This window comes from Spongiivirga citrea (assembly GCF_010671565.1).
Lineage (GTDB): Bacteria > Bacteroidota > Bacteroidia > Flavobacteriales > Flavobacteriaceae > Spongiivirga > Spongiivirga citrea.
This window is the reverse complement of the sequence record NZ_JAABOQ010000004.1, coordinates 368,048-392,117: the sequence shown is the minus strand read 5'-3', so window position 1 is coordinate 392,117 and position 24,070 is coordinate 368,048. Positions and strand designations below refer to the sequence as shown.

Sequence of the window (24,070 nt, the reverse complement as noted above, 5' to 3'; positions counted from 1 at the left end):
TTAAATAAGTGTAAATTAGAAAATTATGGACACACTCCTAAATTATCTAGATAGAAGGTGCCTGCAACATCATCTCCTGGACTAATGAACATTTGAAATCTAATATATTGTCCTGTTGGAACAAATGGTGAAAAATCAGGAACACCTAGAGCTCCATCTGCATTACCTGTAAACCCAGCAGTCGCTGTAGAAAAGTCGAAACGAAGTTCTTCCCATCCACTTCCAGTGTGAATTAAATTCACTTCCGCTTCTCTTTCGGTTTCATTATTGGGATCTTGTTGTACAGTAAGTCTAACAGGCACTTCCACATTTGACCAGAAATTTAACCTTACCACTTTATCTTCAGCACTAAAGTCGATTGGTGCTGTCATTTGAATACCATAACCATCAAAATTACCACCACCGTCTTGGACTATTTCTAAAACATTGGAAGCTTCTGGGTTTGCCCCGGAAGGATCTGGATTTGCAACTACTTGGAGTTCCGCACCATTAAAACCAAAGAAGAATGCAGGGTCATTGCCATTGTCCCAGGTTGCAGGAGCAGTAGCAATTTGCTCACAAGGGTCTGCTGGTGGTATTACTTCAAATTGCGATTCGGTAATCTTATCATTGGGAGCGATAGCCTTAATTGTAACGAAGAAATTTTCATCGGCCTCAGGATAGAGAAATATAAGTTCTTGCTGTAAGCCTATTAAGGTTCCTGAATCACCAGGAAGTCCTGAAAAAACTTCGAAAGCAGTAGCTCCATTTGCAGTAGGATTTACTGAAACAGAGAAAGGAGCTTCCTCATTATTAAACGTAATATTAGCTTGTACTTCTGAAGGTGCCGAACCTTCTTGTAAAATAGCATCAAACTGTGACTCTCTGTCACAAGAAACCAGACATAATAATACAATTGCAAGAATACTTAATCGCATGATCAAATTTATTTTAATTTAGAAGTGACAATTTAGCCTTTTACTTTTTTTGTTGTTAGACTGTAGCCCTTTTTAAAAGGCGTATGCAACATTTGAAGCTTAAAATGCGACAAATCTTATTTTAGCCCCAGCTAAAATGCTCTTTATTGAACCTTTATTACAACGGTAAATGGTCAGCAGTAAAATTAAATTATCAAAGTTGCTAAAACTCCTATTTATAGGGGTGTTTTTCTTGAATAGTATAGAAATGCATTCTCAAGTAGATTTTAAATCACTTGAGTTTCATTCCGTTCAAGAAAATATATTTCAACGCCCCATAACGGCAATGGTTATGGATAGTGACGGTTTCATTTGGGTAGGTACTGATGGGGCAGGACTTTATAAATATAATGGTTTCTCTTATACTCATTATAGCCATAGTCTTAATGATGAGAATAGTGTTAACAGCAATTCAATACGCTCTTTGTTTGTTGATGATTTAGGACAGCTTTGGGTGGGAACAGATGCAGGTTTGTCTTTTTACAATGATGAGCAGAATTCATTTACGCGACTAGGCAATACACTTAGCAAAGACCCAAAACATCAATATACCAGTATTTTGTGTTTTGCTCAATATGAAGACCGGTTTTTAGTAGGTACCTATGATGGTGTGAAAGAGGTCGATATTAAAGCAAAAGTATTAAGAGATCATCTTGTAAAGGGATCTACTGTGCTCGACTTACAGTTTTCAACTAAAGGAAACTTATATATAGCAACTAACAAGGGTTTAAAGCTAGAGCAATACCATGAAAGAGGTGTTGTAGAAAGTATGCCGTTAACGAATGAGGAAGTATTCCATCGTGTTACCAAACTGCATTTAGATGACAAAGAAAACCTTTGGGTAGGTACTTTAACGAGCGGTTTGTTTAAAGGTGATTTAAGAAAAGCCCAGTCATCTTTTTCAAAATTAGCTGTTGTTCAAGGAGCGGTAATGGCAATCGTTAGCGGAATGGATCATGTATTGGTTTCGGTAGAAAACGAAGGAATGATCATTTTGGATATTAATGGCAATATTGTCCAACATTATAGATATAATGCCTTAGATGATCAAAGTATTGGCTCCGATTCTGTTTGGTCTATGTTATTTGATAATGAGAATAGATTATGGTTAGGCTATTATGAAAATGGGCTCGGTTTTTTCGATAGACATTATAATAAGTTTGACATAATTCAGCGAGATGATGTAAAAAATAGCATTCAAACTAATGCAGTTAAGGCATTTTCTAAAACGGTGGATGGAAAAATATGGATAGCTCAAATAAATGGACTCGATATTCTAGACTCAACTACGGGTGAAATTATAAATGTATATGGTAAATCAAATTCTACTTACAAAGGACTTAGAAAAGGTATTTATATTGAAGATGTTTTTGTAGATAGTAAGGGTAATACTTGGGTCGCAACTTGGGGAGATGGCATCTTTTTATTGAAAAAGGGGAGCAAAAATTTTTTAAATCTAACAACCCAAAATACCTCTGGAGTTTTACGTACAGACAAGATTCGATGTTTTACTGAAGACGGAACAGGACGTGTTTGGATTGGGTCTTTTTTAGAAGGTGTTTATTATGTTGATGCTATTACCGGGCAGATTAACGTTCCCGAAGGGCAATCATATGCTAACTCGGCTATTGCGAATAAAGATGTTAAGGTGCTATATCACGATAGCAACGCCCACCTTTGGGTTGGTACTTCATCAGGTCTTTATCATCTGGAAAGGAAAAATGAGAGTGATTATACGGTAGTCGCTCACAGTAATGCAATTTCTTCCAAATTTGGCGGGCATCCAAGTTCAAATAGAATACTTGATATTTTTGAAACACAAGATGGTACGGTTTGGTGTGGTACAAACGGGGGCGGACTGTTTTCATATAAAAGAGAAGAGCAAGGTTTCGAACGCTTGATGCTTGACAATTACGATTTAACATTTGTAAATGCCATATTTGAACCTGTTAAGAACGAATTATGGTTGAGTAGTAAGCAGGGTATTTTAAAAATAAATCGTGATTCGAATGACCTAGAGCGTTTTACTACCTATGATGGCCTGTTGGAGAACTTTTTGATCGATAGGGCTATGATTATGGATAATGATAATAGACTTTATCTGGGTACCAAAAATGGCGTTAATGTAATTGAACCTCAAAATATTGCCTATAACCCTTACTTAGCTAAACCATACATAAAGGATGTAAAATTATTCAACAAAAAAATTGATCGCGGTGATGCGGATAGTCCATTAAATGTGACGAGAGAAGGAGAGGTAATTACATTGAAGCATGACCAGAACGTTTTGACCATTGATTATGAAGCAATAAGTTATACAAAACCAGAAAAAAACCAATATGCTTACTTTTTAGAAGGTTTTGAAGAAACATGGAATTACGTTGGGTCGAAGAATAGTGCCACCTATACAAACTTGGCAGCTGGAGACTATACATTCAGATTAAAAGCGTCAAACAATGACAACATTTGGAATGATACTCCTGTTATTTTAAAAATTAATGTACAGCCTCCCTGGTGGAAAACCGTATGGGCTTACTTGGCTTATACTGTTTGTTTTTTCCTGCTGTTATTCTCGATAATGTATCTATATCGCAAGCAGGTTGATGAAAGAAATACCTTTGAGCTTGAGCGAGAACGAAGAAAACAAAAGGTTGAATTACAACAACAAAAGCTTCAGTTTTTCACAAATATTTCTCATGAGTTTCGAACCCCACTTACTTTAATAATTAATCCAATAAAAGAGCTAATGGAGTTAGACGACAGTAGTTTTTCAAAAGCTATTAGTCAAAAACATCAGATAATCCATAAAAATGCAGAGCGTCTGTCAAGATTGATCAATGAGTTAATGGATTTTAGAAAATTACAATCCAAGAAATTGCAATTAAAAGTTAGTCAGTTTAATGTTATTGAGCACACAAAAGCAATACTTAGTTTCTTTAATGAAGAGTCCAAACGAAGATCGATCCGCTTGGATTTGAAATATGAGAGCAAAAATTTGCATGTATGGGCGGATAGTGGGGTTTTAGATAAGATTTTCTTTAACCTACTGTCTAATGCTTTCAAGGTTACGCCAAATCAAGGTAGAATTACCGTTAAGATAGTTTCTGATAACAAAAAAATATTACCCTTGGTTAGTGAAGAAACTGAAATACCTGTTTTAGAAATAAGCATTAAGGATAATGGCCCAGGAATCGATCAAAAAGATTATAAGAAAATATTTAAACGTTTTTACCAAGTCAGCGAGTTAAACAAGTCATACTATGGCAGTACTGGTGTTGGATTGGAAATGGTAAAGAGTTTTGTTGAACTACATAAGGGACTTGTTGAGGTAGAAAGTGAATTGGGAAAAGGATCAATCTTTAAAATAACAATACCATTTGGAAAAGAATTTTTTAAAGATTCTCAAATTCTTGAATTGACGCAGGATGAGAAAATGGTAAGAGCTAATGGTGAGCTAAAGTCCAAATCAGAAACCTACACCGTTGAACAAATTCTATCCAAAAAACGACATAAGAAGAAACTGCTTATTGCTGAAGATAATGCCGATTTACAGGACTATCTTATTTCAATCTTAGAGGAAGACTACGAATTGATGGTTGCGTCAGATGGTAGAGAAGGCTGGTTTAAAACAATTGAGCATCATCCGGATATTATAATCACTGATGTAATTATGCCGCTAATGGATGGGGTGGAGTTCAGTAAAAAAGTGCGCAAGGACCCTAACTTAAACCAAACTCCCATTGTAATGCTTACCGCTAAGGAGCTTACGAAAGACAAAATTAAAGGCTTGGAAGCCGGGGCTGATGCTTATTTGGTAAAACCCTTTGATGCTAAAGAACTCAAAGTAGTTTTAAAACAACTTCTTGTAAAAAAAGAGCGCGTATCACAGCAAGCTGTAAATGGTTCTTTTATTCCTAAAGAAGAAAAGGATGTTGATTTAGATAATGATTTTATCCAAAGAGTAGTTGATTTTGTACAAAGTAATATTGAAAACCCTTCGCTTAATGTCGAAAAGTTGTCTTCTCATCTCTGTTTAAGCCGAAGTCAAGTATATAGAAAAATAAAATCCTTAACTGGTCTCTCTCCCATAGAGTTTATTAGAAGAGTTCGCCTCGAAAGGTCTAGAACTCTTTTTAGTAATGATAAAAATTTAAATGTAAGCGAAGTTGCTCACAAAGTAGGTTTCTTATCTGCTTCATATTTTACTGTTTGTTACAAAAAGCAATTTGGGGAACTTCCTAAACAAGTAAAATAAACCATATACATCCTTTCTTTCAGGCTCAAAAAGCAAGAAAGTTTACTATCTGTTCATTCGCTGGATGGCCCCGCATCCTTTGTTATTCTTTAAATGCAACAAATGAAATATTTATTGCATCAAATATAATGCGCTTAAGCTACAGGTAAGCATAACTTGGTCCTTCCAATTAAATAGATAATTTAAAATCCTGCTTGAAAAAGTAGAATTGAATTCAAAACTGAATCTAAACTAATTCAAAAAATGAAGTTAAAAAACTTATGGTTTATACTGTTCTTGATTGTTAGCGGTCAAGTAATGGGGCAAGAGGTGGCCGGAACCGTTACCGCCAATGAAGGACCCTTACCTGGGGCTTCTGTATTCGTAAAAGGAACAAATAATGGAGTGGTAACCGATTTTGATGGTAAATACAAACTTAAAAATGTAAAGAATAGAGATATCCTTGTTTTTTCATATTTAGGTTTCAAATCACAAGAGGTAACCTACACTGGTCAAGAAGAGATTAATGTTGAGCTTGTCGAAGACCTAGTTAGTCTTGATGAAGTCGTTATAGTAACCTACGGTACACAAAGAAATACACCAGTTTCTGTGGTGAGTTCTGAATCGCTAAGTGAGTTTCCTACTACTGATATTGGTCAGGCCTTACAAGGTAGAGCAGCAGGTGTTACTATAACGAATGGTGGTTCACCAGGATCTCAAACCTTGGTGCAAATACGAGGGGTGAATACATTTGGAGACGGTACACCTTTATATGTTGTAGATGGAGTTTTTACCAATAGTATTAATAGTGTTGATTTAGCAAGTGTTGAAAAAATTGATATTTTAAAAGATGCTGCTTCTCTTGCTGTTTATGGGTCAAGAGGCACAAATGGAGTTGTTTTGATTACCACTAAAAAAGGTAGAGTAGGTAAGGCATCATTCAAGCTAGAGGCATCTACTGGGATTCAAGAATTTAACAGGAGGTACGATGTTCTGAACACGACACAGTATATTCAATTTTTGCGAGAGATTAATGCATTAGCAGGTCAACCAGGTGGGCCAGACTTTCCAGTAGGAAGAGTTAATCTTAATCCTTTGTTTAATGGTAATGGAATAGATACTGACTGGCAAGATGCTTACTTCCAACAGGCGCCTATATATAATATTAGTGCTAGTGTAAATGGAGGAAGTGAAAAAGCTAGATTTAACTTGAGTCTTTCTCGATTAGAACAAGATGGAGTATATGTAGATACTGGTTTTTCAAGAACCACTTTAAATATAAATACGGACGCCAATATAGCAGACTGGTTAGAAATAGGACAAACATTATCATTAGGTTATAATGAAACAGTTTCTCCAGAATTTGAAGGTGGGCGTGATCCTTTGCAGAACATTATAGGTCAAGCACCTTATGTATCTGTGGTTACTGAAAATGGACTTTTTGGAGGTACCAACTCGAGCGATTTAAATGATTCACGAAATCAGCTTAGAGTTCAGTCTTCGCAAGATAACTTAGCCAGATTCTCATCTATAATCGGAAGTGTATATACCAAATTAAATTTAGCGAAAGGACTTTCTTTAAGGTCACAGTTTGGGCTAAATGCAAACTTACTGCGCCTAGATAATGAAAGAAGAGCGTTCGAAGAAGCGGGTGAGCGTTTTGTGAGCCCAATCAATTTCATTGATAAAACACGACAAACAGTATCTCAAACTATACTTACAAATACGTTGAGCTATGATCGCGAATTCGGAAAGCATTCTGTAAACGCTTCTGCGGTTTTAGAGCAAACAAGAATAAGGTTCGAGTCGGCTTCTATTTCCGATAATAATGAGGTGTCTTCAAATATTCCAGAAGCTTTTTCTCCAAATGCTAGGGCTACCTCATTTTCTGTGCCAGAGAATTTAAATTCTGTACTTTTCTTAGCTGGCTACGGATTTGATGATCGTTACTCTATTAGTGCGTCAGGACGACGAGATACTTCTTCAAGATTTGCACCAGAAAATGCATCTCAATGGTTTTTCTCAGGGGCATTGGGATGGGATATTTCAAATGAACCTTTTTTCAAAATAGAGGACATTAATAGTTTAAAACTTAGAGCTAGTTACGGAGAAACCGGTAATAATCGAACTGGTAACGCAGTAAACCAATTTTTACCTACCCTTGGTTTAAATCTACCAGTCTCGATTGATGATGAAACTTCACCTGGTATTACTCCTAACAATGCTGCAAACCCAGATTTACGTTGGGAAACCCAAATTAAGCAGAACTATGGGTTAACAATGGCGTTTTTGTATGATCAAATTCAGTTTGGGGTTGACTATTTTAAAAACCGCAGTGAAGACCTTTTAATTCCAGTTGAATTACCGTCGTCTTCTGGTATTCCTGGTAACTCGCAAACAGGATCTACAGTTATTAGAAATGTAGGGGTCGTTGATGTTAAAGGTCTTGAATTTACAGTAGGTTATAACGATTATAAGGGTGATTTTAAATGGAATTTATGGGCGAATGTTACAAAGGCTGAGAGTATAGTAGAAAGCCTAGGTGCGTCAGGCGAACCTATCGAAAGAGCTAGATTAAACCCACCATTTGCATCAGCATTAAACAGATTAGCAGTTGACGAAGCACCATTTCACTTTTTTGGTTTAGTTGCTGACGGTGTTTTTTCTACTCAGGAACAAATTGACAACGAACTACCAAATAATGGTGCGGCAGCAGTACCTGTTCAACCAGGCGATGTAAGGTTTTTAGATATCAATGGTGATGGGCAAATAAGTTTAGAAGATAGACAGGTAATTGGTAACCCAAATCCTGATTTCACCTACGCTCTTAATCTGAGGGCTGAATATAAAGGTTGGGATTTTGATGTATTGTTTAATGGTGTACAGGGAGTTGATGTACTTAACAGTAATGTATTTTACTTAGAAGGTTTAGATAATGGATTGAATTACGGAACTCAGGTATTAAGAAGATGGCAGAATCCTGGAGACATTACCGACATACCGAGATTTAGATTTGGTTCTAATATTAACAATGAAATATCTACAAGATATATTGAGGATGGTTCGTATCTTAGATTACGCAATGTTACTGTAGGATATACTTTTCCAGATAAGTTGATAAACAAATCTGGTAAAAGTATCGTGAAAAAATTACGATTTTACGTACAAGGACAAAATCTACTAACCTTTACCAATTATTCAGGTCTGGACCCTGAGATAGCACCATTTTATAACGCGCAAGGACTGGTTGATGGTTTAGGAATCGATCGAAGCGCTCAACCAAGACCTATTACGGTTTTGAGTGGAATTCAAATAGAATTTTAAACTATTAAAAGTTGTATAGATGAAAAGAAGTAATAAATATTTTTTAAGCAGTATTCTATCACTTTTAGTGCTGCTTTTTGTAGCCTGTGATGATGATGTGCCTGTTGAAAACACCAATGCATTAAATCCTGAAATATTTTTTGAATCATTAAGTCAGGTTGAGGCAGCGGTAAATGCAAGCTACAACCAATTTCAAATAGTATATCAGCGTTCAGGTTATGTTTTTCCTGACGCTATGTCTGATGAAGTGGTTTCTAGTGGTGATCCTAATTTTGCGCCCTATAATCGATTTGAATTTAATGCTACCTTGGATAATATAGCGCAATTTTGGACCGCATGCTTTAATGGTGTTGGTGCCTGTAATTTTGTTATTGGCAACGAAGAAAGAATGCGAAATAACGTAGCGGGTAGTGACTTTACCAATGATGATGTTGACAATGCTTTGGGCCAAGCATATTACCTAAGAGCACTTTATTATTATCATTTAGTAAAGCGTTTTGGTGGTGTGCCATTAAAAACGGACTTTGCGACCGCTTTGGAAGATGCGCCAAGATCTACGGCAGATCAGGTTTATGAACAGATGATCGCTGATTTACAATTATCCACTCAGCTTACTAGACCAAAAGGAATTACCGAAACGGGAAGAGTCACTCAAGAAGCTGCTTATGCGCTATTAGGTAAAATTTTCTTGCATAGAGAGCAATATGCTGATGCACAACAAGCTTTTAATAATGTAGTTAATCATAGTTTGCTGCCTCTAGAGGAATATCAAGATAATTTTAATGAAACTGGAGAGCATAATGATGAATCTATGTTCGAAGTGGGATATAACGGCGAAGTTGGTACGGAGCAAGAGCGATGGGCGCAAACTGGTATTGGTACCTCTGAGGTAACTTTTCATTCACAAGATTATACAGGTTGGGCAAATGCTAGACCTTCAACTAAAGTAATTGAAGAATTTGAAGATGATGACCCTAGGTTAGATCTAGCGATACTTCAAGATAGTGATAACACTTACGGACCTGGTGGAGCTTTTCAATTTCCTTGCCCGGGTTGCGTTGGGGGACCAGTTTGGTACAAGTTTTCACAGTTATATGACAATCAGGATGTTTCTCAGAATAGCGGCGTTAATGTTCGTATCATGAGATATGCTGATGTTGTTTTAATGAGAGCTGAGGTAGAAATGAATTTAGGAAATAACCAAGGAGCTATCGACCTATTGAATCAAATACGCGATCGAGCGGGCATGCCTCGATACGGTACGGCTCTAATGGACGCGAGAGGTTATCCGGTAAACTCTTCTGAACAAATTTTTAGTGCTATAGTGCACGAGCGCTTTGTTGAGCTCTGCGGAGAGCAACAGCGATTTGATGATTTGGTCCGATGGGATTTAGACGATCAGGAACTTTCAATTTTCCCTGATCAAAATTTCAATAATCCAGATGAGTCTCTTCGTTTAGTAAGAAATTATGATCCCTCGGTGCATAGGGTTATGCCTATACCTCAAAATGAAATTGATAGTAATACGAAGGTAAATGCTGAGGATCAAAATCCTGGATACTAGGGTTTGAATTAGTGTTGTTTGGATCGAATGAGCGAAAATTTTTTTCGCTCATTTGTTTTATTCGTAATTTGAGTTTTGAGTAGAAGTTGAACGATGTTTAAAAATGAATGATGTATGTCGAGAGTAATAATATTGGCAATTTTGTTGATGTTGTTTAGTTGCAAAAATTCTAATGATCAAAGCGAGGGCAATCAAACTAATACGACTGTAGATAAGATTTTTGCAAAACTAACTCCTGAAGCCACTGGGATCGCGTTTGCAAACCAGTTGGTTGAGAATGACACTTTAAACTATTTTACATACCCATATCTCTACATGGGTGGTGGTGTTTCTGCTGGAGACATTAATAATGACGGACTCACTGATCTCTTTTTTACCGGAAATATGGTCGAGAACAGGCTTTATCTTAATGAAGGGGATTTAAAATTTAAAAATATAACGTTGGAATCTGGTGCTGGTGGAGATAAAAGATGGTATACCGGTACTTCTATGGCTGATGTAAACGGCGATGGCTTATTAGATATTTACTGTTTGGTTGCAGGGCAGTCAGGAAATAAAAAAAATCAGCTTTTTATTAATCAAGGTAATAATACGTTTGTAGATCAGGCGGCAGATTTTGGTTTAGATGATGCTGGTAATAGCGTTGATGCCACTTTTTTTGATTTCGATAACGATGGAGACCTCGATGTATATGTAGCAAATTACCCAATTACCCCCTTTGAATATAACAGCTATCATTATAAAATGAGGATGGATAGGGTCACTGATCTAGAAACCGATAACCTGTATAGAAATGATGGAGGAAAGTTTACTAAAATTACTGAAGACGCAGGTGTAAAGTTATACAGCCTTTCGTTAAGTGTCACGGCTTCTGATTTAAACAACGATGGTTGGACCGATCTTTATGTGTCCAATGATTTTGGAACACCCGATTGTCTTTATATCAATCAAAAAGATGGCACTTTTAAAGATGAAATTAAAAATGCCACCGCCCACACGTCTTTTTATGGTATGGGTGTTGACATTGCTGACTTTAATAATGATGGTCTTCTAGATATCATTCAAATGGATATGGATGCTGCTTCGAATCGCCGATCTAAGGCTAATATGGCAAGCATGAATCCTGAGCTGTTTGAGAATATTGAAAAGGTAGGGTTCCAATATCAATATATGCAAAACACCCTTCAAATAAACACCGGATACACGCATAATGGTATTCCTAAGTTAAAAGATATATCTCGTTTAGCAGGAATTTCATCAACCGATTGGAGTTGGGCTCCATTGCTGGCAGATTTTGATAATGATGGGTATAAGGATTTGTTCGTCTCTAACGGTACTCGTAGGGAAATAAACAATAAGGATTACTTCGAGAGCTTGAAAGGAGAGAAGAAACATAAAGACAGTTTATTGGCCAAAAGTCTTCGAATTCCCTCAGAGCCCATCGATAACTATTTATTTAAAAATAATGGTGATCTGACTTTTACAAAAAATAATGCAGAGTGGGGAATACAGGATGTAGGTTTCTCTAACGGAGCAGCTTATGCTGATTTAGACAATGATGGGGATCTGGAGCTGATTGTTAATAATATTGACAAAGAGGCATCCATTTTTGAAAACGTGAGCGCCAACCGTAATAATCATCTTACACTAACTTTTAAAGGTGAAGCAAAAAATAGTTATGGGATTGGGGCAAAGATTCAGCTATTTCATAACAATCAGCAGCAGTTTCATGAAGTTTCTTTAAGTCGTGGATTCCAATCATCAGTTGCTCCTAAAATACATTTTGGTTTGGGTAAAGATGAAGAGGTCGATAGTCTGATTATAATCTGGCCAAATCAAAAAAAACAAAAGCTAGTACAGATCGCAGCAAATAGTACACTAGAACTCAATATAGAAAATGCCGAAGAAAGAAGTATGAGTAAACCGGCCATTGCGGGTCGGCTTTTTGAAAGTTTAACGGATACTTTAGCACTTTATAAACACAAAGAGAATACTTATGATGACTTTAAAAATGAAATTCTTTTACCACATAAAACCTCTCGATTTGGGCCAGGTATATCGGTTGGAGATTTGAATGGTGATGGTCTTGATGATTTTTATGTTGGTGCAGCCACAAAGTATCCCGGAGGTATGTTTTTTCAAAATGCCAATGGTTCATTTGAACAGCAAAAACTGAGTATTCTATTAAAAGACAGAATGCATGAGGATATAGGATCGCTTATTTTTGATGCCGACAATGATGGTGATTATGATCTTTACATTGTAAGTGGGGGTAATGAGTTTGGACCAAGAGCAGCATTACTTCAAGACAGACTTTATATAAATCAAGGGAATGGGCATTTTATAAAAAGTACCAATGCACTACCACCAATTTTTGAAAGTGGAGGTAGGGTATATGCTTGTGATTTTGATAAAGATGGTGATCAGGATTTATTTGTTGGTAGCAGGTTAATTCCAGGTAATTACCCTTATCCTGCAAATAGTTATTTACTAGAAAATGTAAGCACTTCAGGTAATCCTAAGTTTGTAAATGTTACCCAAAAAGCCGCACCAGAGTTTACCAAACTTGGCTTGGTAACGTCGGCCCAGTGGATGGATTTTGACAAGGACGGTTGGAAAGATTTAGCCATAACGGGAGAGTGGATGAATATTAGACTATTCAAGAATAATGGGAAAGAACTTAAAGAAGTTACTAATGAAGTCGGCTTAGATGATACTACGGGTTGGTGGTTTAGCTTAAAGGCAGACGATATTGATCAAGATGGAGATATTGACCTTGTTGCTGGTAACCTAGGAGAGAATTATAAATACAAGGCAAATGGAGATGAAACCTTTGATGTTTATTTAAACGATTTCGATGGAAATAGAACCAATGATATTGTATTGAGTTATTACAATGAAGGAGAAAAATATCCAGTAAGAGGAAGGGAGTGTTCTTCGCAGCAGATGCCAAACATTAAAAAGAAATTTGAAAATTACGATGCCTTCTCTAAAGCTACATTGTTGGATGTTTATGATGAAGATAAATTAGAAAATAGCATCCATTATCAGGTGTCATCCTTTAAAAGCGCGGTCTTTTTCAATGAGAATGGCCAGTTTGTTAGAAAAAATTTACCGCTAAGAGCGCAAATTGCACCGACTAATCAAATTTTAATTGCTGATTTCGATTCCGATGGAATAAAAGATATGATATTCGGAGGAAATCTTTATGCTTCAGAAGTGGAAACACCAAGAGCCGATGCTGGTTATGGTACTTTTTTGAAAGGAAGTAAGGATAATAGGTTCGCTATATCTCCTGCTCAAGAAACAGGACTTTTTATGGACGGTGATGTAAAGGATTTAGCACTAATTTCCATTAATAAAAAGCCCTATATTTTAGTAGCAAACAACAATGATTTTATAGAGTTTATTGCGGTTAAAGGCAATATGAACCTGTAAAATACATTGCTGTTTGTTGAATCAAGTTTTCGGGCTTCGTAATCTAAACTGAATTGACTAATAGTTATTTATAGGCTTCCACAATTGCGTCTGCAATTTCACCAAATGGCCAGCTTAAGCTTTGTCTATCAAAAATGGCTAGTCCATCATTAGAAACACCACTATTGCCGTTGTCCCACCAAATACTTGCGATACCTCTTTCAGCAGCGGCATTTGCGTAGAAGGAAGCATGTGCTAGGCGGTCATCAAAATTATTTTGGTTACCAGAACTCCATTCGCCCAATACAACTGCTCTACCATTGTCAATAAATTTTGCTTTTATTCTATCCATTTCGGCTGTTAACTGAGCTCTATCATCATCAGTGCCCCAGGTAGTATCAGTACCTTCCAATGTAAACGGAAATGGGAAGTATGAATGAAGCGAAACTATAGTATTTACATCATTATTAGGAATAACTAAGGCATTCATTGTTAAAGGCAAGGTGCTGGCGGCATAAGTAGAAATCATAATTTTTCGACTACTATTATTACCACCTGTTGCTCTAATTGCATCAAGACTAGTTTTATGGTATTGATTGACCATATCCCTTCCTTCTGCAGTTCCTCCGCTCCACTCTTCAGGAGAGTTTTCGAAGCGCGGTTCATTTAAGGTTTCAAAAATGACATAATCACTATAATTTTTAAATCTATTTGCAACCTGCGTCCATAATTTAGAAAGTCTAGGTTTTACCGCGTCACCTTCGGCGTAAGTAGGAATTATCCACGTGTCATCATGATGAACATTTATAATAACGTACATATTATTAGCTCTCGCATAATTAACTACTTCTTCTACGCGATCTAACCAACTTTTTTCAATGATATAATTTGGTCCTACACCTTGATGAAAACGCCATGTTACGGGTACTCTAAGTGTATTAAAACCACGTTGTGCTACTTCGTCTATCATCGCCTTCGTAGTCACTGGATTGCCCCAAACGGTCTCAGTAGCTCCCTCTGCGTCCAAGCTATTTCCTAAGTTCCAACCTATTTTCATCTCAGCTACAATTTCACTAGAGGAAAGACCACGCATGGTGCCATTATCAAACTCACTTGCTTCATTGTTTCCATTATCTGGATTTTCTTCCATAGGTTGTTCTTCAGAATCGTCATCTGAAGGAATGACAGTAACATTAACTGATTCTGATCGACAAGACAGAATAAGGAATACGGAAATAATTAGGAATACGGAATATTTCATGATGTTCGCAATTTTAACTTCAAAGTTAACTCAATTGACACTAAAACGCGCACTAGATATGATGTAAAAGCTGCAAGATATGTTGTATCTCCAAGTTCATCATCATGCAACATTTTAAGATTTTTATATTCACGAAAAATTTGGATACTTCTCGTTCCTGTTTTAGTACGATCCATGCATTTTTCAATTGGTCGACTTTTTATACTTTTAAAGTATTGCATCTAATTGCAAAATATGGCTCTATCACCAAAAACAAAATATAATATTAAACGAATCCTACCTTTTGGAGTCATTTGGTTGATTTTGGGAGCACTATTCTTAACAGTAGAGCATTTAGCACTAGGTAATCAAAAGAATGCATTAAATTCTGCTATTAAGTTACAGCCAGATGTTGTGTTATTCGCTCTTACGGGAGTCACAATTATTGGCTTATTAGTTGGTTGTATTGAGGTGTTAGTTCTTAGGCCGTTATTCGATAGAAAGAATTTTGCCACAAAGATCATTTCAAAATTCTTTATTTATTTCTTCTTTTTTTTAATAGTTATTTTGATTACCTATCCTATTGCTGCAAGTATTGAGATGGATATTTCAATTTGGGATCAAAAAGTACGGAATAGGTATTTTGACTTTTTCCTTAGTGTCACCAATTTAAGTGCCATGATACAGTTAGGGTTTTCTTTAATTGTTTCTTTATTGTATTCAGAAATAAGTAATAATGTTGGGCAAAATGTGCTACTCAATTTTTTTACAGGAAAGTACCACAAGCCGGTAGTTGAAAATCGCATTTTTATGTTTGTTGATATGAAGGATTCAACCACTATTGCCGAGCAATTGGGGACCGAAGAATATTTTAAGTTTTTACGTTCATATTATGGCGCTTTTTCTAATGCGATTGTTAAAAACCACGGCGAGGTCTATCAATATGTAGGCGATGAAATTGTGATTACTTGGACATTAAAAAATGGATTGAGAGATAATAATTGTATACAGTGTTTTTTTGATATGAAATCGGATCTGTATAAGAAAGGACATATGTACTTAAAAAAGTTTAACATGCAACCAGATTTCAAAGCAGCACTACATTTTGGTCAGGTTACTACTGGTGAGATTGGTGTGCTTAAAAAGGATATTTTTTTTACAGGTGATGTACTGAATACGACTGCTAGGATTTTGGGTCTCTGTTCCACCTATAAGGAAGACATATTGTTATCTAAAGCACTTGCCCATAAGATTATGTTGGATAACAATTACTCATTTAAAGCATTAGGTGAACACCGCTTAAAAGGAAAGGCGGCCATTGTTGAAATAGTCAGTCTGCTTAAGAACCCCTAGCAATTAATTCTATTATCATCTAAACTGATGACTAATCACATTTTTAAGACTTCATCTTTGGGTATACACTGTTAAATCTTTCTGCAGAAAAGGCAAATAATCTTATATTGTAGGTTAAATAAAATTCATGTCTTGAAGAGAAGAAAGAACGTACTGAGGCTCTTGCCTTATTTTCTTATACCGCTTGCATTAGTATTGCTTTATAAGTATGTCACCAATGATTCTACGGACAACTATACTACATTACATAACTCTTCAGATATAAAGATCAATACTATAAAAACCCTACCCGAAAAAGTAGATTATATCTTTCACGTTAAACCTATTTTATCAGATCGCTGTTATTTATGTCACGGGCCAGATGAAGGGACGCGCGAAGCTAATCTCCGTTTAGATACTAAAGAAGGTGCATATGCTGCCTTAGGTGAAAATTTAGATCGTTTTGCAATTGTTCCTGGAGATACCCTGTCAAGTCACTTGGTAAATAGAATTAATAATGATGATATTCAAAAAAGAATGCCGCCCGAATCTTCCAACCTAACACTTAATAAATACGAAAGGGAAATTCTCACAAAATGGGTTGAACAAGGAGCCTTATGGAAAGACCATTGGGCATTTGTAGCGCCAATAAAATCAGAAGTGCCAAGCGTTGGAAATTCGAGTCTAACTACTAACGCAATAGATAACTTCATCATTAAGAAATTAGAACAGCAGGGGCTTACTCCTTCCGAAAGAGCTACTAAAGAAAAACTAATAAGACGATTATATTTCGACTTAGTCGGTTTACCACCAACCCTTGAAGAAATAGATTCGTTTGTCAATAATGCGAATGCAAATGCTTATGAAGTTGTGGTCGATAGTTTGCTTAATTCCAAGCGTTACGGAGAGCATATGGCATCTAGCTGGTTAGACATTGCTCGCTACTCCGATACTCACGGTTATCAGGATGATCTTGAACGCACGATGTGGCCTTGGCGCGATTGGGTGATTAGTGCTTTTAACCGAAATATACCGTATGATGAGTTTATTACATGGCAATTGGCTGGAGATCTATTGCCAAATGCCACTCTAGAACAAGTTTTGGCAACTGGTTTTAATCGCAATCATAAGATAACACAAGAAGGAGGAGTAATTGATGAGGAGTATCGAAATGAATATGTAATTGATAGAACAAATACAGTTTCCAAATCACTTCTCGGCTTAACAATGGAGTGTGCTCAATGTCATGATCATAAATACGACCCTATTTCTCAAAAGGAATACTTTAGTTTTTATGCCTTTTTTAATAAGGTAAATGAAAAAGGGCGCATAGAATATGGAGAAATACCCGAACCCAATCTTAAAATCACGCAGAAAGAGATAGACCAGGTACTTTCCTTCATTAATATGCCCGATTCTATAGCCGAAGTAAAGCCTATGGTTATGAGAGATGATGCGCCGAATAGGAAAACACACATTTTAAAGCGGGGCGTTTATGATGCTCCTACCGATGAAGTACAGACAAGCACACCTGCTTCAGTTTTGGCTTTTTCTGAGAAATATAGAAAAGATCGATTAGGATTGTCTGAATGGCTTTTTGATGAAAAGAATACATTGACCGCTAGAGTAGCAGTAAATAGACTTTGGCAGCAGTTTTTCGGTACTGGAATTGTCGCTACTAGTTCCGATTTCGGAAATCAAGGAGCCTTGCCTTCACATCCTGAATTACTAGATTGGCTTGCAATCACTTTCAAGGAAGAAGGATGGGATACGAAAAAGATGATACGCCGAATAGTGTTATCTAGTACCTATCAACAAACATCTAAAGTAACTCCAGAATTGCTCGAAAACGATCCAGATAATAAATGGCTAGCTCGAAGTTCTAGAAGTAAACTCACGGCCGAAATGATTCGGGACAATGCCTTAGCTGTTAGTGGATTGTTAGTTGAAAAAATAGGCGGGCCTAGTGTTAAACCATACCAACCACCCGGACTATGGGCAGAAACCACATCGGGCCTCGGTCTTTCACAATATGTTATGGATTCAGGCGAAAATCTATATCGACGCAGTTTATATACTTTTTGGAAACGTACTGTACCGCCGCCCGCGATGATGACATTTGATGCTGCATCTCGCGATTTCTGTATGGTAGAGCGCCAGAAAACAAGTACACCACTTCAGGCCTTGGTGATGTTGAATGATCCGCAATTACTGGAGGCGTCTATGGCACTTGCAAAACGGGTAATTATGGATAAAGAACTTTCTGAAGAGGAACGTATCAGTTTAATTTTTAGAAAAATAACTTCTCGTAAACCCAGTCTTGAAGAAACTGAAAACCTTAAATTATTTTTGAATGACCAAAAGGAGGCCTATCAAGAGCAAGAATCTGATGTAAGTAATGCTGTTTCATCTCAGGAGCAATTTCCTCAAGACAAGTTGTATGCATATCGTTCACTAGCAAGTCTTATTTTTAATTTAGATGAAGCTATTGTAAAAGGGTAAATCATGGAAGAAATAACCAACCATTATCTCAACAATAACCGCCGACATTTTTTGAAGAAAGTAGGCTTAGGAATTGGTGGTTTGGCTTTGGGGTCTATGATAGACCCATTCACATCGAGCATTGAAGCATCAGGATCTCCATTAGCAGGAATGAACTTACCGCATTTTGCGCCTAAAGCAAAGCGAGTTATTTATCTATTTCAAAGTGGAGGACCATCTCAGCTAGAATTGTTTGATTATAAGCCACTACTAGATAAACTTAGAGGACAAGACTTACCCGATTCGGTTCGTAAAGGACAACGATTAACCGGAATGACATCTGAACAAGATTCTTTCCCTTTAGTAGGAAGTCAATTCAAGTTCAATCAATATGGTGAATCTAGAGCTTGGGTAAGTGATTTGATGCCATACACTGCAAAAATTGTTGATGAATTATGTTTCATTAAATCAATGCATACCGAAGCGATTAATCACGATCCGGCAATAACTTTTTTTCAAACAGGTTCCCAGCAAGCGGGACGCCCATCAATAGGCTCATGGATGAGTTATGGATTGGGAAGTTTAAATGATAATCTTCCCAGTTTTACTGTACTGTTATCAAGGGGAACGGGCAAACCATTAGCTCAACCGCTATACTCTCGTCTTTGGGGAAATGGGTTTTTGAGTTCCTTACATCAAGGTGTCCAGTTTAGGTCCGGAAAGGATCCAGTATTATATTTAAAAGATCCCGAAGGAATGAGCCGAGCTCAACGTCGTAAAATGCTTGATCATTTGAGTGAACTCAATGCAAAGCAAGAAGCTGAGTTTGGGGACCCAGAGATCAATAGTCGCATTGCACAATATGAAATGGCTTATAGAATGCAAACTTCTGTTCCTGAAACCATGAATATTGAAAATGAACCAGACCATATAATCAAACTGTATGGAGCCAATGCCGCAGTACCAGGAACATATGCTGCAAATTGTTTGTTGGCTAGAAGACTGGTAGAAAAAGATGTACGTTTTGTGCAGCTTTATCATATGGGATGGGATCAGCATGATAACTTACCATCACAAATAGAAAAACAAGCTAAAGATGTTGATCAAGCGACCGCAGCTTTGATTTTAGATTTAAAGCAACGAGGCCTTTTAGAAGATACACTAGTAGTTTGGGGTGGAGAGTTCGGGCGAACTAATTATAGCCAGGGTGCACTAACTAATACTAATTATGGTCGTGACCATCACCCAAAATGTTTTACAATGTTTATGGCTGGTGGAGGCGTAAAACCTGGTTTCACTTATGGAGAAACAGATGATTTTGGTTATAATATTGCCCAAGACCCTGTTCATGTTCACGATTTACAAGCGACAATGATGCACCTTATGGGTATAGATCATACTAAATTCACCTACAAACACCAAGGGCGACGCTTTAGGTTGACAGATGTTTCAGGACATGTTGTTCATGATTTATTGAGTTAAAGAATGAGTTATAACCGTAGATCTTTTTTAAAACAATCGTCACTTGCTACCTTGGGGTTATTATCCGGACCTTTCTATGCCAGTGCGTTCTCATCCAATAATAACAAGGATGTAATTATTGGGCATAATTCTCATCGCTATAAGGTGGATTTGGGTTGGGGAATGCTCGATCCTTCAAAAACTCCAGTAAACGATTGTCATGAGATGGTACAAGACTCGAAAGGACGCATCATTTTACTGACAAATCATATTAAGAATAATGTGATTGTTTACGATAAGTCTGGCAAGTTATTAGAAACCTGGGGTACTGAATATCCTGGGGCACACGGATTAACATTGGTTAAGGAAAATGGGACGGACTTTTTGTTAATAAGCGATTTTGAACGTAATCAAATTATAAAAACCACTATAGAGGGTAGGCCTGTTCTTACCATGGATTACCCAAAGGAAACCGGACTTTACACTACTAAAAACTCCTTTAGGCCAACGGAAACTGCAGTTTCAAGCAATGGAGATATTTATGTTGCCGATGGTTATGGAGAGCAGCATATTATACATTATGATGGCAAAGGACAGTTGCTTAATGTATTTGGAGGCAGAGGAGAGGGAGAAGAACAATTTCTAAATGCTCATGGTATTTGTTTCGACAACCGAGATGTCCATAATCCATCGTTATTAATTACGGCTAGAGAACTAAACCAATTGAAGCGATTTACACTTGACGGAAAATTTATAGAAACCATAAATGTCCCAGGTGCATTAATTTGTCGTCCCGTTATACATAAAAGTGAAATTTACTTTGCGGTTTTGCGTTCCAAAAACAGTAGTGACTTTGATTCTGGATTTGTATTGATAATGAATGAGAAAAATGAAGTGGTATCCTGTCCTGGTGCAACGGCTCCAGCTTATCAAAAAGGAGAATTACAAGAGCTATACCAAACGGTTCGATTATTTCAACACCCACATGATGTTTGCATAGACGATGATGAGAATATGTATGTTGCCCAGTGGAATTCTGGACAAACCTATCCCATAAAATTAACGCGGGTATGATGCGATTACTCAAGATAGTATTACTAGTCTGCCTGTTTTTCGGTTGTGATAAAAAGGCGGAAAGGCCTTCTGCATTTTTACAAACACAGCAAATCAAGTTAGCACCACCACGGGTTTTAACCACTAGTACCATTATTGATTCTTCGATAGTACTATCCGCTGATTTCAAAATGGAAGACGTTAAATTGCGATATACCTTTGATGGAACAGATCCGACTGAAAATGCGTTGTCTTATAAAAATCCGATTCAAATAACAGAAGCAGGAACCTATAGTTTTAAGGCATTTCATCCCGAGTGGACACCTAGCGAGACCACAACTGTGAAGATATATCAAAAGGGAATGGATACTATCGCAATACAATTGCGAACAAAAGCTAGCATAAAGTATCCAGGTATGGGAGCTAAGGGGCTGGTAGATCATAAAAAAGCATCGCTCAGCTTTACTGATGCCGAGTGGATTGGTTTTGATACCATAGCTAAGGCTCGGATTGATTTTGGGAAAAAAGTTCATTTGGAGAAAATTACAATGGCCTATCTTGTTGATACAGGATCATGGATTTTTCCTCCCGAAAATGTTATTGTATACTTGAACAAAACTGATTCAATTAGGGTCCAAATACCTAATTTAAAATCAGATACGTTAGCACTGGCAGATGTAGAAATTCCAATTGAAAAAACAGTGCAGTATTTAACAATACACGTTCAAAATTTAAAAGAACTTCCTGAATGGCATCCTGGAAAAGGGCTGAAAGCGTGGCTATTTATGGATGAATGGATTTTTAATTAATGAGAAATAAAAAAGGGCTTTACCGACCACTATTTATAGGATTGACACTTGTATTTGGCCTACTTACTATCTATGCCATTAAGCAAAATGAACCTCCTCGTTTCGTTCTCTTTTTAGGAAGATTTCACCCCTTATTATTGCATTTACCTATTGGTGCTTTGGTGGTTACTTTTTTCCTAGATGTATTAGGGAGATTTCAAAAAAACTATCAGCAAGCTGTTATCAGAAACTTACTTGGTTTCACTTCCTTTTTTTCAATACTAACTTGCTTTTTAGGTTATTTTCTTTCATTAGAAGGTGGCTATCAATCTAACACTTTAGACTGGCATTTATATACGGGCATTGGCACGGCTATCGTGATTGCATTGCTTTTCTATTTAAGTATAAAGCCTGACTTTAATTCGAAAAAACTGTTCTTTCCTATTTTGTTCTTATCAATTATCGGTATAGGCATAGCTGGACATTATGGTAGTATTTTAACGCATGGAGATTCTTTTTTAATTGAGTATGCAAGAGCTCCAAAAACAGAAAAGACTATTGAGGTTAAGGATAGCTTGCGTTTGTATGCTAATGTAGTTGCTAAAATATTTGATAAGAAATGTGTACAGTGTCATAATGCGAGCAAGCAAAAAGGGAAATTATCTTTATTAACTCCGGCTTCTATTTTAAAAGGAGGTGAGCAGGGTTCTAATGTTGTTGCTGGCAACGCACAGGCGAGCCTACTATATTCAAGACTACTACTACCAATTTCTGATGAAGAACATATGCCTCCTGAGGGTAAAGAACAGTTAACCAAAGATGAAATTTGGCTTGTTAAACATTGGATAAACACGGGAGCTAATTTTGAAAATTATGTTACTGGGGTAAAAGATAATGATACACTATCACGAAAGCTTGAAAAGTACCTTGTTTTCAACAAAATTGAAATCCCTAAGGCTTCTAAAAGTGACATTGAGGAAGTGCGTAAAGCTGGTTTTAGAGTTACAGAAATTGTGCCCGGCATGGCTTCACTAAATGTTAAATTTATTGAAAAAAGCCTATCAAAGGAGACGATTGAGACACTATTCGATTTAAAAAAACAGATTGTTGAACTAGATTTTCATTCAGCTGAACTTACTGATGAAATGACGGCGGGGTTCAACAAATTCATTAATTTAAAATACTTGCGAATCAATAGTCCTGTAATAACTGACAAGGCACTAAAGAACCTAAAAAAGCTAAGTAGACTAGAGGTTTTAAACCTATTTAATACGAGCATTTCTAACGACGGACTGACTAGTTTGTTAAGCGAAATACAACCTAAAAAAGTGTATGCATGGAATACCAAGGTTGATAGAGCCACAGCGATTAACCTTGCTTCAGATTATAAAATAGATATCCAAAACAGCATTAATGAGGACTTTGTAGGGGATGTAAGTTTGGAAAAACCCGAAATCATTCCTACTCAAACATTGTTCAAAGACACAATTCAATTAACCGTATTAAGTCACTTAAAAAATGTAGACCTACACTACACTTTAGATGGGTCTAAACCGGATAAAAATAATCCAATAATATCAGAAAAGCTGACACTAGATAAATCGACGATTTTTAAGGTACGTGCCTTTAAAGAGAATTGGTCTCCAAGCAAGGTAGTAACATGCCAGTATGTAAAGGTGCTGCATAAGGTTGAGGACTACACAATGAAAAAGGCACCAGATGAACGTTATCCAAATCCAGAAAAGTTGTTTGATTTAAGCGAAGGAAGTTTAACCTTTAGTGACGGAAGTTGGGTAGGCTATTTTGGCAATGATCTAGAGGCGACAATTGATTTAGGGAGTATACAATTGGTAAATAATGTTTCGTTTCAATGTCTCGAGGATACAGGAAGTTGGATATTCTATCCGAAAAAGTTTAAGGTATTCACTTCAAGTACAAAAAATGGTGCTTACAAAGAAATAGGGGATATTTCAATCTCTAGAAGTGGTGAGGGTGGTGATGCCGAAAACAAAAAAGTAACACTTGCTATTCCTAATACGAAGACACGGTATTTTAAAGTAAAAATTGAGAACTATGGCAAATTACCTGATTGGCATCCAAGCGCGGGCAATCCATCTTGGCTATTTGTCGATGAAATTTATTTCTGGTAATATTTAAAGGTCTTCTAAATGAAGGTTTACCATAAATAAATGCCACTTTTCAATGGCTATAATCAAAAGG

General features: G+C 36.8%; 13 protein-coding genes. 10 read left to right on the top strand and 3 right to left on the bottom strand.

The annotated features are described in order from the left end of the window. Positions 1-23: 23 nt before the first annotated feature. Positions 24-917, bottom strand: a complete 894-nt coding sequence (locus GWK10_RS11220; RefSeq protein WP_164032457.1) for a hypothetical protein — start codon at positions 915-917, stop codon at positions 24-26. A gap of 247 nt (positions 918-1,164) precedes the next feature. Between GWK10_RS11220 and GWK10_RS11215 the strand changes: the two genes are divergently transcribed. The 4 genes from GWK10_RS11215 to GWK10_RS11200 all read left to right on the top strand — a co-directional run bounded on the left by GWK10_RS11215 (position 1,165) and on the right by GWK10_RS11200 (position 13,516). Next, positions 1,165-5,211, top strand: a complete 4,047-nt coding sequence (locus GWK10_RS11215) for a hybrid sensor histidine kinase/response regulator transcription factor (protein ID WP_164032456.1) — start codon at positions 1,165-1,167, stop codon at positions 5,209-5,211. 243 nt (positions 5,212-5,454) lie between these two features. Beyond that, the gene (locus GWK10_RS11210) at positions 5,455-8,514 is read left to right on the top strand and encodes a SusC/RagA family TonB-linked outer membrane protein (protein WP_164032455.1); all 3,060 of its coding nucleotides are present in this window, start codon (positions 5,455-5,457) and stop codon (positions 8,512-8,514) included. A 19-nt stretch (positions 8,515-8,533) separates the two neighbouring features. After that, entirely contained in the window at positions 8,534-10,078 is a 1,545-nt protein-coding gene (locus GWK10_RS11205) for a RagB/SusD family nutrient uptake outer membrane protein (protein WP_164032454.1), read from the top strand. A gap of 114 nt (positions 10,079-10,192) precedes the next feature. Continuing rightward, positions 10,193-13,516: an FG-GAP-like repeat-containing protein gene (locus GWK10_RS11200; protein ID WP_164032453.1), complete on the top strand. Its 3,324-nt coding sequence runs from the start codon at positions 10,193-10,195 to the stop codon at positions 13,514-13,516. Between the two features lie 64 nt (positions 13,517-13,580). On the opposite strand, the gene GWK10_RS11195 is transcribed toward GWK10_RS11200, so the two are convergent. Then, a complete protein-coding gene (locus GWK10_RS11195; protein ID WP_164032452.1) occupies positions 13,581-14,756 on the bottom strand; it encodes a glycoside hydrolase family 5 protein in 1,176 nt (391 codons plus the stop codon). Then, positions 14,753-14,932: a hypothetical protein gene (locus GWK10_RS11190; protein WP_164032451.1), complete on the bottom strand. Its 180-nt coding sequence runs from the start codon at positions 14,930-14,932 to the stop codon at positions 14,753-14,755. Before GWK10_RS11190 ends, GWK10_RS11195 begins: the two co-directional genes overlap by 4 nt. A gap of 58 nt (positions 14,933-14,990) precedes the next feature. Between GWK10_RS11190 and GWK10_RS11185 the strand changes: the two genes are divergently transcribed. From GWK10_RS11185 to GWK10_RS11160, 6 genes are all read left to right on the top strand, one after another. Beyond that, entirely contained in the window at positions 14,991-16,088 is a 1,098-nt protein-coding gene (locus GWK10_RS11185; protein ID WP_164032450.1) for an adenylate/guanylate cyclase domain-containing protein, read from the top strand. 132 nt (positions 16,089-16,220) lie between these two features. Next, a complete protein-coding gene (locus GWK10_RS11180) occupies positions 16,221-18,569 on the top strand; it encodes a PSD1 and planctomycete cytochrome C domain-containing protein (RefSeq protein WP_239540746.1) in 2,349 nt (782 codons plus the stop codon). Positions 18,570-18,572: 3 nt separating this feature from the next. Further along, the gene (locus GWK10_RS11175; RefSeq protein ID WP_164032449.1) at positions 18,573-20,030 is read left to right on the top strand and encodes a DUF1501 domain-containing protein; all 1,458 of its coding nucleotides are present in this window, start codon (positions 18,573-18,575) and stop codon (positions 20,028-20,030) included. 3 nt (positions 20,031-20,033) lie between these two features. Next, on the top strand, positions 20,034-21,083 hold the full coding sequence (locus GWK10_RS11170) for a 6-bladed beta-propeller (RefSeq protein ID WP_164032448.1): 1,050 nt from the start codon (positions 20,034-20,036) through the stop codon (positions 21,081-21,083). Further along, positions 21,080-21,871: a chitobiase/beta-hexosaminidase C-terminal domain-containing protein gene (locus GWK10_RS11165; protein WP_164032447.1), complete on the top strand. Its 792-nt coding sequence runs from the start codon at positions 21,080-21,082 to the stop codon at positions 21,869-21,871. The genes GWK10_RS11170 and GWK10_RS11165 overlap by 4 nt, the downstream gene beginning before the upstream one ends. Beyond that, positions 21,871-24,000, top strand: a complete 2,130-nt coding sequence (locus GWK10_RS11160) for a c-type cytochrome domain-containing protein (protein ID WP_164032446.1) — start codon at positions 21,871-21,873, stop codon at positions 23,998-24,000. The genes GWK10_RS11165 and GWK10_RS11160 overlap by 1 nt, the downstream gene beginning before the upstream one ends. The last annotated feature ends 70 nt before the right edge of the window (positions 24,001-24,070 follow it).

Excerpts from the sequence above, each read along its gene's own strand:
- GWK10_RS11205 (WP_164032454.1), top strand. The coding sequence starts at position 8,534 with ATGAAAAGAAGTAATAAATATTTTTTAAGCAGTATTCTATCACTTTTA.
- GWK10_RS11165 (WP_164032447.1), top strand. The coding sequence starts at position 21,080 with ATGATGCGATTACTCAAGATAGTATTACTAGTCTGCCTGTTTTTCGGT.
- GWK10_RS11195 (WP_164032452.1), bottom strand. The coding sequence starts at position 14,756 with ATGAAATATTCCGTATTCCTAATTATTTCCGTATTCCTTATTCTGTCT.
- GWK10_RS11160 (WP_164032446.1), top strand. The coding sequence starts at position 21,871 with ATGAGAAATAAAAAAGGGCTTTACCGACCACTATTTATAGGATTGACA.
- GWK10_RS11210 (WP_164032455.1), top strand. The coding sequence starts at position 5,455 with ATGAAGTTAAAAAACTTATGGTTTATACTGTTCTTGATTGTTAGCGGT.
- GWK10_RS11200 (WP_164032453.1), top strand. The coding sequence starts at position 10,193 with ATGTCGAGAGTAATAATATTGGCAATTTTGTTGATGTTGTTTAGTTGC.
- GWK10_RS11215 (WP_164032456.1), top strand. The coding sequence starts at position 1,165 with ATGCATTCTCAAGTAGATTTTAAATCACTTGAGTTTCATTCCGTTCAA.
- GWK10_RS11220 (WP_164032457.1), bottom strand. The coding sequence starts at position 917 with ATGCGATTAAGTATTCTTGCAATTGTATTATTATGTCTGGTTTCTTGT.
- GWK10_RS11190 (WP_164032451.1), bottom strand. The coding sequence starts at position 14,932 with ATGGATCGTACTAAAACAGGAACGAGAAGTATCCAAATTTTTCGTGAA.
- GWK10_RS11175 (WP_164032449.1), top strand. The coding sequence starts at position 18,573 with ATGGAAGAAATAACCAACCATTATCTCAACAATAACCGCCGACATTTT.
- GWK10_RS11185 (WP_164032450.1), top strand. The coding sequence starts at position 14,991 with ATGGCTCTATCACCAAAAACAAAATATAATATTAAACGAATCCTACCT.
- GWK10_RS11170 (WP_164032448.1), top strand. The coding sequence starts at position 20,034 with ATGAGTTATAACCGTAGATCTTTTTTAAAACAATCGTCACTTGCTACC.